This window comes from Sulfobacillus sp. hq2, assembly GCF_002903155.1.
Classification (GTDB): Bacteria; Bacillota; Sulfobacillia; order Sulfobacillales; family Sulfobacillaceae; genus Sulfobacillus; species Sulfobacillus thermotolerans.
On record NZ_NWUL01000031.1, the window covers coordinates 147,182 to 159,805 of the forward strand.

Annotated in this window: 12 protein-coding genes and 2 tRNA genes; 9 read left to right on the plus strand and 5 right to left on the minus strand. The window is 51.5% G+C overall.

Features of this window, described 5'->3' with window-relative positions; all coding sequences use genetic code 11:
- Window positions 1-45: 45 nt before the first annotated feature.
- On the minus strand, window positions 46-684 hold the full coding sequence (locus CO251_RS17895; protein WP_255398125.1) for an N-6 DNA methylase: 639 nt from the start codon (window positions 682-684) through the stop codon (window positions 46-48).
- Window positions 678-1,619 carry a class I SAM-dependent DNA methyltransferase gene (locus CO251_RS17900; protein ID WP_207654646.1) on the minus strand — a complete coding sequence of 314 codons (942 nt, stop codon included), beginning with the start codon at window positions 1,617-1,619 and terminating at the stop codon, window positions 678-680. The genes CO251_RS17895 and CO251_RS17900 overlap by 7 nt, the downstream gene beginning before the upstream one ends.
- A gap of 227 nt (window positions 1,620-1,846) precedes the next feature.
- Here CO251_RS17900 and CO251_RS07570 point away from each other — a divergent pair, with 227 nt between their 5' ends.
- Complete coding sequence (locus tag CO251_RS07570) at window positions 1,847-2,440, plus strand: hypothetical protein (RefSeq protein ID WP_103375190.1); 594 nt, start codon at window positions 1,847-1,849, stop codon at window positions 2,438-2,440.
- 351 nt (window positions 2,441-2,791) lie between these two features.
- On the opposite strand, the gene CO251_RS07575 is transcribed toward CO251_RS07570, so the two are convergent.
- Window positions 2,792-3,778 carry a hypothetical protein gene (locus CO251_RS07575; RefSeq protein ID WP_146039018.1) on the minus strand — a complete coding sequence of 329 codons (987 nt, stop codon included), beginning with the start codon at window positions 3,776-3,778 and terminating at the stop codon, window positions 2,792-2,794.
- 274 nt (window positions 3,779-4,052) lie between these two features.
- Between CO251_RS07575 and CO251_RS07580 the strand changes: the two genes are divergently transcribed.
- The 3 genes from CO251_RS07580 (at window position 4,053) to CO251_RS07590 (ending at window position 7,640) form a co-directional block, all read left to right on the plus strand.
- Window positions 4,053-5,762 carry a recombinase family protein gene (locus tag CO251_RS07580; protein WP_103375192.1) on the plus strand — a complete coding sequence of 570 codons (1,710 nt, stop codon included), beginning with the start codon at window positions 4,053-4,055 and terminating at the stop codon, window positions 5,760-5,762.
- Window positions 5,759-6,343: a hypothetical protein gene (locus CO251_RS07585; RefSeq protein WP_103375193.1), complete on the plus strand. Its 585-nt coding sequence runs from the start codon at window positions 5,759-5,761 to the stop codon at window positions 6,341-6,343. The genes CO251_RS07580 and CO251_RS07585 overlap by 4 nt, the downstream gene beginning before the upstream one ends.
- Before the next feature lie 166 nt (window positions 6,344-6,509).
- Window positions 6,510-7,640, plus strand: coding sequence for a hypothetical protein (locus CO251_RS07590; RefSeq protein ID WP_103375194.1), 1,131 nt, complete (start codon window positions 6,510-6,512; stop codon window positions 7,638-7,640).
- Window positions 7,641-8,029: 389 nt separating this feature from the next.
- On the opposite strand, the gene CO251_RS07595 is transcribed toward CO251_RS07590, so the two are convergent.
- Both CO251_RS07595 and CO251_RS07600 read right to left on the minus strand, forming a co-directional pair.
- Window positions 8,030-8,114: transfer RNA gene (locus CO251_RS07595), tRNA-Leu, on the minus strand.
- 77 nt (window positions 8,115-8,191) lie between these two features.
- Window positions 8,192-8,278, minus strand: a tRNA-Leu gene (locus tag CO251_RS07600).
- A gap of 116 nt (window positions 8,279-8,394) precedes the next feature.
- Here CO251_RS07600 and CO251_RS07605 point away from each other — a divergent pair.
- Genes CO251_RS07605 through CO251_RS07625 form a run of 5 tightly spaced genes read left to right on the plus strand, consistent with a single transcriptional unit; the run spans window position 8,395 to window position 12,618 of the window.
- The gene (locus CO251_RS07605; RefSeq protein ID WP_103375195.1) at window positions 8,395-8,802 is read left to right on the plus strand and encodes a cytochrome c maturation protein CcmE; all 408 of its coding nucleotides are present in this window, start codon (window positions 8,395-8,397) and stop codon (window positions 8,800-8,802) included.
- 17 nt (window positions 8,803-8,819) lie between these two features.
- Window positions 8,820-10,856: a heme lyase CcmF/NrfE family subunit gene (locus tag CO251_RS07610; protein ID WP_103375501.1), complete on the plus strand. Its 2,037-nt coding sequence runs from the start codon at window positions 8,820-8,822 to the stop codon at window positions 10,854-10,856.
- Window positions 10,849-11,076, plus strand: coding sequence for a hypothetical protein (locus tag CO251_RS07615; RefSeq protein WP_103375196.1), 228 nt, complete (start codon window positions 10,849-10,851; stop codon window positions 11,074-11,076). The genes CO251_RS07610 and CO251_RS07615 overlap by 8 nt, the downstream gene beginning before the upstream one ends.
- Before the next feature lie 2 nt (window positions 11,077-11,078).
- The gene (locus CO251_RS07620; protein ID WP_103375197.1) at window positions 11,079-11,897 is read left to right on the plus strand and encodes a hypothetical protein; all 819 of its coding nucleotides are present in this window, start codon (window positions 11,079-11,081) and stop codon (window positions 11,895-11,897) included.
- Window positions 11,890-12,618, plus strand: a complete 729-nt coding sequence (locus CO251_RS07625; protein WP_103375198.1) for an ABC transporter ATP-binding protein — start codon at window positions 11,890-11,892, stop codon at window positions 12,616-12,618. Before CO251_RS07620 ends, CO251_RS07625 begins: the two co-directional genes overlap by 8 nt.
- Window positions 12,619-12,624: the final 6 nt, after the last annotated feature.

Below are 12,624 nucleotides of genomic sequence, written 5' to 3' on the forward strand. Positions count from 1 at the left end.
GTCAAATCGTATGCGAAGAAGGGGAGTAGGCGATTTAAGAGGTCTCTATGACCGGGACATTTTAACCATGAATGGAAAAAATAAAAAGGCTCCAACCACAGGATTTGTGTTGAGGGTACGGATGGATGGACGAGCCCGAATGGGGTCGAATCGATTCAGGAGGGAAGCCAGAATCGAGCCGTACATCTTGGCTTCTAGTGCAGCACGCTCCGTCTCCAGATCGCGCAACTCTCGAATGACGGCTCCAATGTCCACGGTCTCGGCTTCGACGGTGGTATCCACATAGCGCGAGATATTCAGGGTGTAGTCATTCTGACGAATTTCTACAAGGGAAACGACCCGCGCATATTTGTCCACGTCTTGATAGCCGAGATAGGCATCCACGATTTTGGCGCTGTCGGCTGGACGCAGGGTGTTTTGGTTCTTACCAGCGAGAAAGTCTCGGGACCCATCGATGAACAGCACGTGGTCTTGGCGATCCTCAGGGCGGGACTTCTGGATGTTGAGGATACAGGCCGGGATCCCCGTGCCATAAAACACGTTGGGAGGAAGTCCGATCACAGCATCGATGAGGTGATCTTCGAAGAGACCTTGGCGGATATGTTGCTCACTGTTACCTCGGAACAGGACCCCGTGTGGCATAACCACGCCTAAGCGTCCGGTGACATTGAGCGTCGCTACCATGTGCTGCACAAAGGCGAGGTCTCCATAGCTCTTGGGAGGGAGTCCATAGCGGAATCGCCATAACCATCATGCTCGGCTTCTTCTCGGCCCCAGCCCTTCAAACTAAACGGGGGATTGGCGATGACCCGGTCAAACAGCATCAACTCGCCATGCTCCACTAGCTTAGGATCGCGGATCGTGTCACCTTTCTCGATGCGAGCATCCACTAAGCCGTGCAGGAGCATGTTCATTTTGACGATACTCCAGGTGTTGAGATTCTTCTCTTGTCCATAGAGGCTGATGTTCTTGATGTTGCCTCCATGGGCTTGGATATAGTGCACCGATTCGATCAACATGCCCCCAGATCCTACGGTAGGGTCACAGATGCGCATGCCTTCGGTGGGTTGGAGCAGTGCGACGAGGAGTTGGACCACATCGCGGGGTGTGTAAAACTCGCCGCCTTTCTTGCCTGCATCGTCTGCAAACTGGGCGATGAGATACTCATAGGCTCGGCCCAACATGTCTGGCTCCGGGAGGTCATGGTTGCCGAGACGCAGTTGGCTGAAGTGTGCCATGAGGCGGAGCAAGACCTGATCCGGGAGCCGGTCCTTGTTATTAAAATCAATGCTGACGAGGACGCCTTCGAGTCGACGATTTTGTTCTTCTAAGGCTTCAAAGGCGGTGTTGATGGCCTCCCCGACATTCACCGCGATGCTCTGCAGATGTGCCCAGCGTGCTCGGGCGGGGAGAAAGAACTGGTATTCGACGGGATCTTCGGGATCGGAACCGGGTTCTTGTCGCAGGGCTTGGTATTCATCTTCGAAGACGTCGTTGAGACGCTTCAGAAAGAGGAGTCCAAAAATATAATTTTTATAGTCCGCCGAGTCAATGCTGCCCCGGAGGATGTTGGCGGACTCCCAGAGATGGGCTTCCAGTTCTTGCAGGGTCAGAGCCATGTATATTGGAATCTCCTTCCATTCGACAATCGCTTTGTGTATAGTCAGATCATACAGGATTGGGGTGGAGTTGGGGAGAGGTTTCTGTGCAGTTGTTGGTTTATTGGCGTGATGTTTTGTCGGCATCGTTTGCAAGAGACACTTTAGAAGCCGCGTCAACGAGTTGTTAAAACATAAGTCGAGATGGTCATGGTTCAATATAGATTTATAAAGATTGGTGGAGATTGATGATCAAGCTATTGGCATCGATTCACACACGATTGAAGAAAATCAACAGCCACCAATTCGAACGCATGGAATCGGCATTTCAAGGTAATTCTATGTTGATGCCCATGCTTCTCGATTTAGCACACAGACAGTTAGCACAACAATTAGATGCAACAAATTCTATAGAAACTAAAGCCGTTGGCGTTTTGGCTTTTACGGGTGTCATTTTTGCATTATCAAGCAAGCTTTCCTTAGGTGCACTGATTGCTATTCCGTTCGTTTTCGGTATAATTTCAGTATGGTGTTCCATAATAACTCTCCGACCAGAACAATACAAAAACGGACCCGATTTAAATGAATTTTATAATTTGATTATAAAAGAGCCACATACCGATGTACAAAAGCTGATGTGGAGGGAAATTGCGAATCACTTAGCAAGCAATAAAAAAATAATGATTAAAAAAAGTAAGTGGCTCAAAGGTGCATTGATTTTTTTGATTTTGACCGCAGCAAGTCTTCCGGTATTAACAGTGTGGCAACATTACATAGGAGGGGAACCACATTATGTCCAAACGGGTACGTCAAAAACCATCCCAACCCCCAAAAAATTCTGAACAAAATCATGGTTCTGATTTACCGCCATCGCGGGTCAGGGCTAATACTCTGAACAAATCCAATTCAGATCGTCCAGTAACCCCTCCCTCATCGAACGAGTCTCCACGGAAGAAGAAATAGCGATATCTTTTACAGGGAGAGTTGCGACAGGCTTGCTGATTTATAAAAAGGTCATGTAAAAGCGGAATTCTTTCCAGCGCAGCCCCTGTGTACCCTCTCCCCCCACATAGAAACCCTTACGACCCGTCCTCAGAGCGATAAAGCGCACACGTGGCCACACGTGGGGAGTATAGTAAGGCCAGGGACTGCGAGGCACTGGAGAGAGCAGTTATATCATAAGCTGGGGCGCATCAGCTCCACCCGATGAAATCTGGAATCGAACGTAATAAGATCCATTGGTGAATAATAACTGCAATTAAGTCCTCATCACTGTTGTAGTTTTTGACCTCCTCCCTTCCGCCTTCATAGAAGATGTTGACATCCCATCCTTGTGGTGCCGTGGATATCCAAACGAGCCGCGTCGTACTCGTCGGATGTTTGGGGACGACGAGCCATTTTTGACCATACGGACTATTTTGTTGTTTTAGGTTTAACACCACGTCCTGTGGCGCAACATTGAGACTGTAAGCACTGAATCTTTGGTTCCAGAGCTGTTCAAATTGTGAATACTGGCCCAGGGTATGGATTGATGACAAGAGGATGGGGATTGCAATATCATCGCTCGCAAGAGGAGCGCCAGTAGTGTTCCATTGCTCAAAGTAACTCAGCATCATGTCGAAATCTTGTTCCATGGCATAAATCTGTGCCGCAGTCAGTAGTAACCCTGCCCGATCTACATCTGCTTCATGGTCCAGTGCCTTTGTCAACCAAACGAGACATTCCTTACGGTGAGCAACAGGCAACTCTTGGGGAGGGTCAAAAGAAGTGATACCAGCCACCGTCCCGACATTGGCCGATTTCTTCCACTGGCGTTGCCCCGGAACGAGATCGATGAGATAAGCTCGCCGCGTCTCGTTAAATAGACGCCTCAGCATTTCGGTGCGTGCTCCGGGAGCCGAGGGCCATGCCGAGAGCGCTTGTTCCATTAGATCAGTAGCCTCCGAGAGGTCTGGCGTCATTACCGATTGGGTCCAGTAGCGGATGCCGGTAGCCCACTGCGCGGATTGCTCGTTGAGCTTCGTTTCGTGTTCGTGGTATTTTTGATCAAAGCGTGCATCTACTTGTTTATGAATCTGCGTCAAGGTGACGATGGCGATAATGCCGATGAGAATGCCCCCATAAGCGGCGATGCCACCAGTGAGTGATTGGATGATTGTGATCATATTTGATGAGATCAACGATATTGGCCCCTTCCTTTGTCATACCAAGGAGATTCGACACTGTCCGGCTAAATTCCTTGCACCGCGTTATCAGCGCTGATAACGCACTACTCCCAGACCCCGGCCTCTCACAGCGCACCCCCGTCCGTCATTCTCGGTAAGTCTCCGCATAGAGTGGACAACCTCCTCATCTCTCGATCATACTGGAGTAGAGACCATAGGAGGTGGAACCCCCACGAAGACCAGAAAAAGACTGCAGATTAAACAGCACGAGGGGCCAGACCGAGTCCTGTTGTATGCCCGTGTCAGCTCCGAGGATCAGGCCCAGAAAGATTTGTCGATCCCCCAGCAACTCCTAGAGATGAAAAAGTACTGTCAACAGCAAGGCTGGATTGTCGTCCAGGAGTTCGTTGATCCCGGCGTTTCTGCTAAGGACGCGGACCGGCCCCAGTTTCAAGAGATGGTAGCCACGGCGAAATCCAAGTCTGCCGCCATCGATAAGATTGTGGTGCATAAGCTCGACAGATTCATGCGGGATGTGGACCGGTCTCGGATTTATAAAGCCCTGCTGAGAGCAGAAGGCGTGACGGTGGTCTCGATGTCTGAGCCTTTTGATGCGGACCAGCCGATAGGCAAGCTCATGGAGACCTTGCTGGAAGCCTTAGCAGAGTTCTACTCCGCTAATCTGGCGATTGAGACGAAGAAAGGACAGCGTCAGAATGCACTGCGAGGCTGGCATAATGGGGGCAACGCGCCCTACGGCTTTGAACTGGCGACAGTGCAGGATGACAAGGGTCAGGAGCACCGGACGTTTATCTTAGCCGACGCGTCGAAAGTGGAGACGGTGCAGCACATTTATCAGTGGTACACGGACGAGGGGCTAGGGATTGCACGCATTGCGAAACGGCTGAATGACCAACATGTCCCGTCTCCCCAGAGCAAGTCCTCGAAGGGCTGGACTCCTTCGGTCATCCACCGCATCTTACGCAATCCCTCATATACCGGCTCTCGGGTCTGGAACCAACAGCCCCGGTATGGCGGAGGGAGCTGGAATCCCAAGGAGGAGTGGATCGTGGAGCCCGATGCTCACCCTGCGATCATCACGCCAGAAATCTTCGAGAAAGTGGAGGAAGTGGCGACAGCCCGGAAGGTGGCTCAGTTATCCAGACGCAGTGACCCTAATGGGAGCACCGGTGGCAAGCCGGTTCACACTCAGAAAACCGAGCGCAGGACGTACAACCTCTCCGGTTTGGTGCAGTGCGCACAGTGCGGTTCGAACTACATCGGGGACCCTGCCAGTCGTCTCCGTGCGGACGGCACCAGGGTTGTCTATCGGAGATATGTCTGCATCGGACATAAGAAACGGAAGATCTGCAATACGCACCTGATTCCTGCGGATGTGCTCGAAGGTGCAGTGGCACGGGCTCTGTTGCAGTGGATGGGACGGGACCCAGCGAATCGGATCCAAGCGGAGACCATTCTGGCGCAGATGGCGGAGACCCAGCAGACCTGGCAGACTCAGATGGATGCATTGCTGGCCCAGCGAGCAGAGCAGAAGGCCCAAGCGGACAAGGTCTTGGATCTGCTCATGGACATGGGGACGAGTGACCTGTTAAAGGAGCGGTTGAATATGGTCCAAGGCCAGCTGGCTCAGTTAGACTTGGAGATTGGGAGGCACAAGGAGTCTGCACCCCCATCGATTGATTCCGTGACGTTGCAGGCTGCGCTGACGGTCTGGCGGAACATTTGGTCTGATGCGCTCCGCCAGCACAAATGGGATGAGATGGCGCTCAAAACTCTGTGGTGGAAGAACGCGCTGAGACAGGTGATCGAGGGGATGACGGTCAGTGCAGACCAGACCACGGTGGAGGTGCGGTTGTCCTTGCCGATCGAGCTCAGTGCGGAGCAGGCAACCGAGTGGGTGGAGAGCTGGGCCGGTGATGCCGTGACTGCAGTGCCAGCGGGACTGCGGGTGAGTGTAGTAGAAAGTGTTGTAATATGAGGAAACCCATTGCGTGGATCATCCTTATGTCTTCAATGGCGTCGTTAGCCGTGCTAACATGGCTTCAGATATTACTCGAAAAGTTGCTCGGTTTATTGGGCCGAGGCTATATCAGGTGGATTGTAACATTGTTGATTGCATTAGTGATTTATCTCGTATTTCTTAACTCTTATGCAGTGAGAGCGTTGTCAGCTACATACTGGATCACGGTGGTAGGGATATTATTGGCGGGATTTTTGACAGTTTGGCTCACTATGCGAAGCTACGATCAATCTTATGATCGCTACAGGTCATGGGCATTCCTCGGGGGATTGCTTAACGTGTTGGTGTTATTCCTTTTTCCGATAATTCCTTTTGACGTGTTTTTGGCTCTATACGTGGCTGTGGGTACTATTCTGCTGACGGTCGCATACGAAGTGGCTCTCAAATCAATGCGCCAGTGGATTACCACATTACCATCCCCTGCGACCTCTGCAGGAGTAGCGGGAATATTAATTTTAATTTTCATTATGCTACTGGTTTTTTCCAAAGATGGACTAAGCAATTTGAATACATCTGAGAAAAAATTCCCTGAACAATAATTGGATAAGCAAAACCGAGCGTTGCTTATTTAGCCCACTAGGTGTGGATTATATATTAGATACCATTACAGAATGGCAATCAGGTCTTCGGTTTTAATTCGTAGAAGCAGGAGCTCGAAGCCATGAGATATGATGATATACTTATGAGTAGGAGGGTCATCATGCTATGAAACGGACGCATACGAGCATTTTTCTTCTATTTCCTACTTTATTGTTAGCAGGGTGTGGCACGACCGCAAACCTCGCAGCGCCTGGACATTCGGTCGCTAAACCGTATAATCAGGTTAGCACTGTCACTGCTAGTGTGTTGCATGTAGGAGAGATTAATCAGAACAATCACTTTTGGGTTTATTTTTTAGTCAAAAATAGTTCAAAGCAACCAATTATTTTTACAAATAATACCGTGGAATTGACATGGACAAATCACGGGCAGACATATAATCAAGGTACAGTGCAAACGGGATACATGCAGAATAATACGATTGGTGGAACCACTCCCTTCCAGATTGAAGCAGGACAATCCCAAACGGTGATTGGAGATTTTCCTCAGTTAACAAACATACCAAACCCCGGTAGTGTGAAGTTGGTGCTATTACTGTCCGGCAACACTTATCAGGCCACGGCTATCCAACTGAACAGTAATGAAGCGATTAATCTGGCAGCACTGCAAAAGGCGCAAGCTAAGGCAGCGGCTCAACAACAGGCTCAAGCGAATGCGGCTGCCGCCGCCCAACAACAGCAACAGTTACAAAGCAACATCAGCAGTGCAGCCTCAGCAGTGGAAGGCGATATCCAGCAGTTAAGTGCATCTCTGCCTGCCTTGCAACAGGACTTGCAACAGACGACGGCAGATCTACAAACGGAACAAAAGGACCTTGGGACTACTTATCAAGAGGAGCAGACGACTCTAGCCTTGGCCGCTCAGCATCCGAATGGGGATGATGGGCAAGTTGGCAGTGATGCAGGCCAGGTAGGTTCCGATGCAGGGCAAGTAGGAGCGGACCAAGGGCAGATTGGGAGTGATCAAGGCCAGCTAAATTCCGATTTGGCATCGGTGCAAAATGACGTCAGTCAACTACAAAGTGACGACCAGAATCTTCTATCTCTTGAGCAACAATTACCGAACTATCAGCCTTCGGGAGGTCTGCCGAGCCAGAGTGCTGTAAAGTCCGCCATTAACCAAGCCAACAATGCGATGGCTAGTGCTAATAAACAGATGAACAAAGATTTAGCCGCAGCGCAAACGATGGTCAATGAAGCCAATCATGACGCGACCGTGGCGGGACAGGCGCAATAGCTAGGGTATATTCATCTGTCCCATCTCTGAGTCAACGTTCCCGTAGGAAGCCGAGCGTCCAAAGAGGCTGTTTTTTCTATCAAGCGATCCGTACCCCCACGGACACATCTGTGTCTGAGGGGGTTCCGTGTCTTCTGGCCCTACCGTGACACTGTTGCGAAGATTTAGGACGCTCGCAGGGTGATTTATGGTAGGAAGTGGAGAAAATGAGTGGGGAGACCAGGAGTCTGGGCGGATGATATGGGTAAAGAGAGGGAGGCGGGAGAGATCATGTCACGCCAGGGGGACGACAGGACGATGCGCCAGAATCCTGCAACACCTCGGATGTGGCATAAAAAAATCACCCGGAGGTGGTTGGAAGCATGTCAAAAGTCTCAGGACAACAAAAATGGTGCCGGGAGGGGGACTCGAACCCCCACGGATCGCTCCATACGCCCCTCAAACGTACGCGTCTGCCAGTTCCGCCATCCCGACAAAAATTAAATTATCATGAAAAGGAGTACGTTATCGCAAACCTCTTCACACTATTTTCGGCTTGTTTAAACAAACAATGGTGCCGAAGGTGGGACTTGAACCCACACGAGCTTTCGCTCACGGCGCCCTGAACACCGCGTGTCTGCCAATTCCACCACTTCGACACTCTCTAAAGCCTTTGAGGTGCAGAAATGAGTGTATCATGTTTGACCCACTTGCGCAAGATGAGAGGGAGCTGCATTAAAAATACCAAATCTGGTAGCAAAGTTGAGGGTGGCACATGACTAAGAAGCTCAGGATGCAGATTGGGACGTTTGTCATACTGGGAGCATTAGCGTATTTGGGCTTTCAGGGGGCACACAATTTTTCTAATTACTTTGTTACGGTGAGCCAATATCGGCATCAAATGAGACGGTTGGCTGGTATGGACGTACGGGTGCAAGGCACGCTGTCTGCTCAAAGCGTCCATTACAATGCGGCGACGAGTACCTTACGGTTTTCTCTGGTATCAAATGGAGAAAGTCTACCCATTCTATATCACGGTGCAATGCCTAATGAACACTTCAAAAACGCTAGTGCAATTGTCAAGGGAGAAATGGATTCTCATGGGGTTTTTGTGGCGCAGAAACTAGAAATTCAGTGCCCCGACCATTACGCGCCTGCGCCTAATGCCACAACCGAACAGTGAGGTGAAGAGCTGTGGATATGCCGGATTTAGGGCGTTTAGCCTTGCTCCTTGCCGGAAGTAGTGCGCTGTATACCGCATGTGCCGGTTTTTGGAGTTACCATGTGAAAGGTGCACGATTGCGCGAAAGTGTGCGAGGTGCTGCCTTAGCCATCGCCGTGGCACTGACAGCCTCTGTCCTTGTTTTAGAATACTTGTTAATCACCAGTGATTTCAACGTACAAGCGGTTTATAACCATACGGATAGGGCGTTGCCGCTGTTATTTAAAATGGGAGCATTGTGGGGTGGAGACGCGGGTTCAGTGTTGTTTTGGGCATGGCTTCTCTCGTTGTATACCGCCTATGCTGCTTGGCAAGGATGGCCGCGCGAGCGTCGGCTCACACCCGTGGCGGTGCCGCTTTTAGCCGCCCTCTTGGTATTTTTTACAGGCTTATCAAATTTGGTGGTCAATCCCTTTCGCCTCACGGGGGGACACCCGCTCGACGGCGTGGGTCTTGACCCGTTATTGCAAAACTTCGTCATGACGATTCATCCGCCGGCGATGTATATCGGGCTCATCGGTTTGGCCGTGCCCGCTGCCTATTTACTGGCGGCTCTATGGACACGAACGCCTTCGCGGGATTGGCTTCCTGTGGTTCGGCGCTGGACGTTATTTGCTTGGTTATTTCTGTCAGCAGCCATTGTGTTGGGCGGTATGTGGGCTTATATGGAATTAGGATGGGGTGGTTACTGGGCATGGGACCCGGTCGAAAACGCCTCCCTCATGCCGTGGCTAACCGCAACCGCTTTTCTGCATGCATTGCAAATAGAAGAACGTCGGGGCATGTTTCGGTGGTGGACCGCCTTGCTTGGCCTATCCAGCTTCTTATTGACGTTAGTGGGGACATACATTACCCGCAGTGGGGTGTTGAAGAACTCGGTTCATTCCTTCACCGGCACAGGGGTGGGACCATATTTTGTGGGATTGTTTTGGGCATCCGTTTTGGTCTCGAGTGTCGTGTTGATTTTACGCCGTGATCAGTTGTCCGACAAAATAGTATTGAGCCATATCATTTCGAAAGAAGCCCTCTATTTGTTATTGGAAATGGTTTTGGCGTCATTGACCGTTATTGTTTTAGTTGGAACATTTTATCCCGTGATATCGAAAGCCCTCCATGGGTCCACAGTCGTTTTGACGGTCCACTTTTTTAATACCTTAAGTACGCCCTTGTTTGTTGTATTGATCGGATTAATGGGCATAGCTCCTGTCGTTGGGTGGCATCATGCGCGTTTGCAACAGCTTTGGCAGCGCCTATGGATACCTTGGGTGGTGGGGATTGTCTCCTGTATCGCCGTGTACCAACTAGGATTTCAGACATTAAGGTCCTGGGGGAGCGTTGGAGTCGTCGTCTTTGCCATGACATCGATGCTTCTCGACTTTGCGCGCGCTACTCGCGCTAGGCAAAAGGCGGGGATTAGGAGCGCGGGTCGGGCGATATACCACACTATTGTCCACAATCGCCGCCGTTATGGCGGCTATGTGGCGCATCTTGCCTTTTTGACGATAGCTTTGGGTGTGATCGGATCGCATGCGCGTCATGTGGCTGTTACACGCACCCTGCAGCCAGGCCAATCGGTCGTTTTACGCGGATATTATCTGCGCTATGAAGGATTGGGCGTCCAGGAACAACATGGTGACCAGTTGCTCACGGCGCATGTCGCCGTGAGCATTGGACGCCATCATGACGTCCTTATGCCTGGCCTGGAATTTTTCCCAGGGGATGCACAACCTGTGGCCCGCGTTGCCATTCACAGCGGGGTTATGAAGGATTTGTATCTCGTGTTAGAAGGCACACCAGGAGGAAATGCGGCAACCATTCAGATTTTTATAAACCCGATGGTGAGCTGGATCTGGATGGGCATGTATGGCTTAGTCGCGGGCACATTGCTTGCGTTGTCGGCTCCGGCCTTTGGCGATGCAGTTAAGGTGCGTCGTTGGGAGTGGCTTCAAGAAGAGCGGCGCCGCTTGACTGACGCGGCTTTGACGACCGCGGATGGGGGGCCCAGCCATGATTAATGAGTGGGCGATATTGCTATCGGGTGCTGTCATTGGACTCGTCTATGGCCCTACGTGGAAAGTCGATGAATCGGGAACGAGCTCCTCTACCAAGGATAACGAGGGGTTGGACGAAGCCATTGATGAAGCCTTGCAATCTTTTTGTGGGGCTTGTGGGGCCCTTAAGGAACGAGATCTAGGACAGGTCTGTCCCCATTGTGGAGCGATACAGGAGGATTGAGCATGTACAAGCGCTGGGTACTGGTGATTATAGGACTGTTGGGGGTGGCTCTGCCGGTGAGAAATGCGTGGGCTCAATCTTCCCCGTCTATACGCCTGGAAATGCTCGTGCTGCTCCCGGAACGGGGGCGTCTCGCTGTCTATGAACAAATAACGTGGGCGACAAGGGTCCGTGATCCAGTTATAGGGATTTTGCCCCAAGCGCAGGCTATTCACACCTCCACAAGAGCGTCGGTGGAGCCCGGTGGAATCCTTGCGATGCAAGGCCATTCTTTGCAGGCTTCAGCCCGTTACGATGTGCCGTGGAACGGACGCTCAGGGCAATACCGGCTTCCCGCCATGTCGAGCATTGGCACCGTCGCGTTACTTATCCCTCAAGGAGTTCGTGCGCCCGCGGTTCTTAATCCCACATGGGTATTAAAAGAGCGAGGAAAAATTCCCGGGGTGGCTAATGGCCCGGTATTTAAAGAATACATCACCACCATGGTCTCGGCGGGAGAATCTGTGCCCATTGTGTTGGAAGGCAAGGGCGAGGTGGGACCTACGATGTCCTTTCAGCCCCAAGGTCCTAGGTGGGCTATGCCAACATTGAGCGGCCTCATGATGGGATTAATGGTCGGCGTTGTCCTAATTGTGAAACGCTGGCGACCAGTCCCTAGTGGTCAGGAGAATGGTCTTGCTGACTGGGACCGGTTGTTAAGGGAGCTGGCGGTGTTGGAGGCTGCCCATAGTCGACGTGAAGTGCCCAGGGACTTCTATGAAGCGGAGCGGAAGGAGCTGCGCCACGCTTTAGCTCAATCAAGGGGGAATCTTGATGGCTAAGGAAATCACAGGGCCTATTTTACGCGCCCTGACGCTGTGCAAAACGATTGGCGCCCATGCGGTCTTGAGAGAGGTTTCCTTTAGCATGGAGCGTGGATCCGGCCTTGCGATTATGGGGCCAAATGGAGCGGGCAAGAGCACGTTGTTGAAGGTGCTGAGTGGCTTGTGGGCACCTTCTGGGGGAGAACTTTGGCGTTTTGGGAGGCGTGTCGGTGATGAAACAAGCAGCGACCAGCGTGTAGTGTTGCTCGGCCATCACTCCTTTTTATATCCATCCTTAACGGCTTTTGAAAATCTCCTGTTTTATGCTCATTTGTGGGGATTGCGAAAAGCCAGGCAGCGGGTTGTGGAGGTGCTGAGGCAAGTCGACTTGTTATGGGCCCAGAATGACCTTCTTCAGACATTTTCACGGGGCATGGTCCAGCGGGCGGCTCTGGCGCGGGTTTTGCTAGCCGATGCCCAGCTGCTATTGCTTGACGAACCCTATACCGGTCTTGATGGGGCCGGGCGACAGCTGTTGGACAGGATTTTGGGTGATCAAAAAAGGACAGGGCGCAGCTTTATTCTTGCGTCACACGATGAGGATGACGTCATACGTGTGGCGGATGCGGTAGCCCTATTAGTCGGTGGACGCATGGTGTGGTGGTCCTATACCGACAAGCTGAGACCGGAGCAGTTGCAAAGAGTGTGTCGGGGCGATTATGACAAGGAGGGGGCATAATTCGTA